Origin of the sequence: Methylibium sp. T29, assembly GCF_000576205.1 — a bacterium.
GTDB classification, from domain to species: domain Bacteria; phylum Pseudomonadota; class Gammaproteobacteria; order Burkholderiales; family Burkholderiaceae_C; genus Methylibium; species Methylibium petroleiphilum.
On record NZ_AZND01000385.1, the window covers coordinates 1 to 2,443 of the forward strand.

At 72.8% G+C, this 2,443-nt stretch carries 2 protein-coding genes and 2 pseudogenes; 2 read left to right on the forward strand and 2 right to left on the reverse strand.

All coding sequences use genetic code 11. The features are described from left to right. A pseudogene (locus tag x551_RS21195) lies at positions 1-415 on the reverse strand (EamA family transporter); the annotation flags it as partial. Positions 416-564: 149 nt separating this feature from the next. Here x551_RS21195 and x551_RS27775 point away from each other — a divergent pair. Then, positions 565-1,160 (forward strand): annotated as a pseudogene (locus tag x551_RS27775) (DUF1269 domain-containing protein). Positions 1,161-1,182: 22 nt separating this feature from the next. Here x551_RS27775 and x551_RS21205 read toward each other — a convergent pair. Further along, the gene (locus x551_RS21205; protein ID WP_036232444.1) at positions 1,183-2,010 is read right to left on the reverse strand and encodes an AraC family transcriptional regulator; all 828 of its coding nucleotides are present in this window, start codon (positions 2,008-2,010) and stop codon (positions 1,183-1,185) included. Positions 2,011-2,167: 157 nt separating this feature from the next. Between x551_RS21205 and x551_RS21210 the strand changes: the two genes are divergently transcribed. Further along, the gene (locus x551_RS21210) at positions 2,168-2,356 is read left to right on the forward strand and encodes a hypothetical protein (protein WP_036232445.1); all 189 of its coding nucleotides are present in this window, start codon (positions 2,168-2,170) and stop codon (positions 2,354-2,356) included. Positions 2,357-2,443: the final 87 nt, after the last annotated feature.

The window sequence follows — 2,443 nt, forward strand, 5'->3', positions numbered from 1 at the left end:
TGACGCAGCCATGCCGGCGCGATGAGCGCCAGCGAGGGCGCCAGCCGGCCCCAGGGCAGCCGGCCGTCGCGCGCGGCGTCGCGCAGGTGGAGGTGATCGCGATCACCACGGGCAGCGTGCCGATGATCATCGTCGGCAGCGGCCCGCCGGCGCGCTGGATGGCCGCCGCGAGGCACAGGTAGTACAGCAGGTTGCCGACCAGCGACAGGCGCAGCGCCTCGCGCCAGTCGGCACGCGTGAACTGCGCGAGGCGCGCGCGGTCCAGCCACGCCAGCGGCAGCGCGATCAGCCCGAAGGCGAGATAGCGCGCGAACGACAGCAGGGCCGCCGGGTAGTCGGCCAGCAAGGTCGGGGCGATGAACACCAGGCCCCACATCAGGCCGGCGGACAGCGCGAACAGGGTTCCGATCCACATGATCCCGCGAGCGTAGCCGCCCGCCGCGCAGGCGGTCTTGTACCGGCTTGCGCCTTGACCCTGCTTGCGACGCATGAATGGGCCGGCGTATAAGCGGAACGTCGATCACCCCGCGGGGTGGGCCCCCGCGACCACAGAAGGAGGGTGCCATGCGCAGACGCATCTATTGGCTGCTGCCCGATCTGACGAGCGCCAGGCGGACCATGAACGACCTGCTGCTCGCCCGCATCGGCGACGCCCACATCCACTTCGTCGCGCGCGAGAACGCCGACCTGTCCGGGTTGCACGCCGCGAACCTGCTGCAGACCTCCGACCTGCTGCGCTCGGCGCAGGCCGGGCTGGTGATCGGCGGGCTCGGCGGTGCGGTGATCGGCGTGCTGGCCGCGATGTTCTTCCCGATCGTCGGCGGCGCCGAGTCGGGGCTGGCGGCGCTGCGCGCGGTGTTCGCGTCGTCCGACTGGAGCGGCGCCGAACTGCGGTCGGCGCTCGATTCGCCGCAGTGGGCGATGGCGGCGGTGCTCGCGGTACTGGGCGGCCTGCTGGGGGCCTGGTCGTCGAGCATGATCGGCATCGCCGCACCGAGCGGACGGCTGCGCCGCTTCGAGAGCGCGCTCGCGGACGGCCAGCTGCTGTTGATGGTCGACGTGCCGCGCTCGCGCGTGCAGGAGATCGAGTCGCTGCTGCAGTCCACCCACCGGAAGCGCATTTCGAGGGCGTGGAGCCGGACGTGCCGGCCTTCCCTTGAGCCGGGCCGCGCGCCCGGCCGACTAGCGCCGTCGCACCTGCCGCTGGTAACGCGCCGGCGTGACGCCGTAGCGGCGCGCGAAGCTGCGCGTCAGGTGCGCCTGGTCGGTGAGCCCGGTGGCCGCGGCGACCTGCGCCGCCGGGTCGCCGGCCGCCAGCAGGCGCTTGGCCTCGAACAGCCGCAGCGCCATCAGCATCTGCTGCGGCGTGACGTGGTACTGCGCCTTGAAGCGGCGCAGGAAATGGAAGGGGCTGAGGCCGGCCACCGCCGCCAGTTCGTCGAGCGTGAGCCGGCGATCGAGATGGGCGCGCAGATAGTCCACCACCGGCGCGAAACGCAGCGCGCCTTCGGCCGGGCTCTCACGTGCCACGCGGGCGTGGCTGCGGAACTCGGCCAGCAGCGTGTGCAGCAGGCTGTCGAACGCGAGCGGCTCGTCGGCCTGCCAGAGCCGCTGCAGCAGCGCACCGACGCGGCGCGCGCGTGGCGCGTCGTGGCCCACCGCGTCGCCGAAATGCCAGCCGCGCTCGCCGCTGATGCGCTCGACCACGTCGACATCGAGGTAGACCATGCGGTAGCGCCAGCCGCCGTCGGTCTCGGCGCGGCCGGTGTGCAGTTCGTCGGGGTTCATCAGCACCAGCGAGTCGGCCGGCGCCAGGTGGTCCGCGCCGCGGTAGCGGAAGCGCTCGACACCCGACTCGATGGCGCCCAGGCCGAAGGCCTCGTGGGTGTGCGGCTCGAAGGCGTGGCGCACGATGTGCGCGCGGTACAGCTCGACGCCCTCGCGGTGGCCCGGGCGGCGGAACTCGACGGCATCGAGCGGGTGGTCGAAATGCGGCGGCACGCCCTTCATCTGGGGATCATGGCATGCGGAGAAATGCCTGGCCCCGTCGCGCCACTGCTGTTACTGTGGGGGCCCGCTCCTGGAGAACCTTATCGCCCTCCAACGCCCCCCGACGCCCAAGCGGCGCTCCCTGCCGGCGGCTGCCCGCCCCGACCCACGTCGCGAGATGCTGCGCGATGGCCTGCGGCAGACCGTCGACCACCTGAAACAACGGCGCGCCGACCTCATCGACGCCGGCGTCATCGCCGACTACGTGGCCCTGAACTGGCTCGAGTGGCATGGCGGCAGCCTGCGGCTCACCATCGTCGGCGGCAACGTCTGCAAGCAGATGGCGCCTGCAGCGCCCACTTCCTAGGACAGCGGCGGCGGCCGGCCCTCGGCCACCGCGCGGCCCATCGCCGCCCAGCCCTCCAGTCCGCCGGCCAGCGGTCGCACGCGCGGC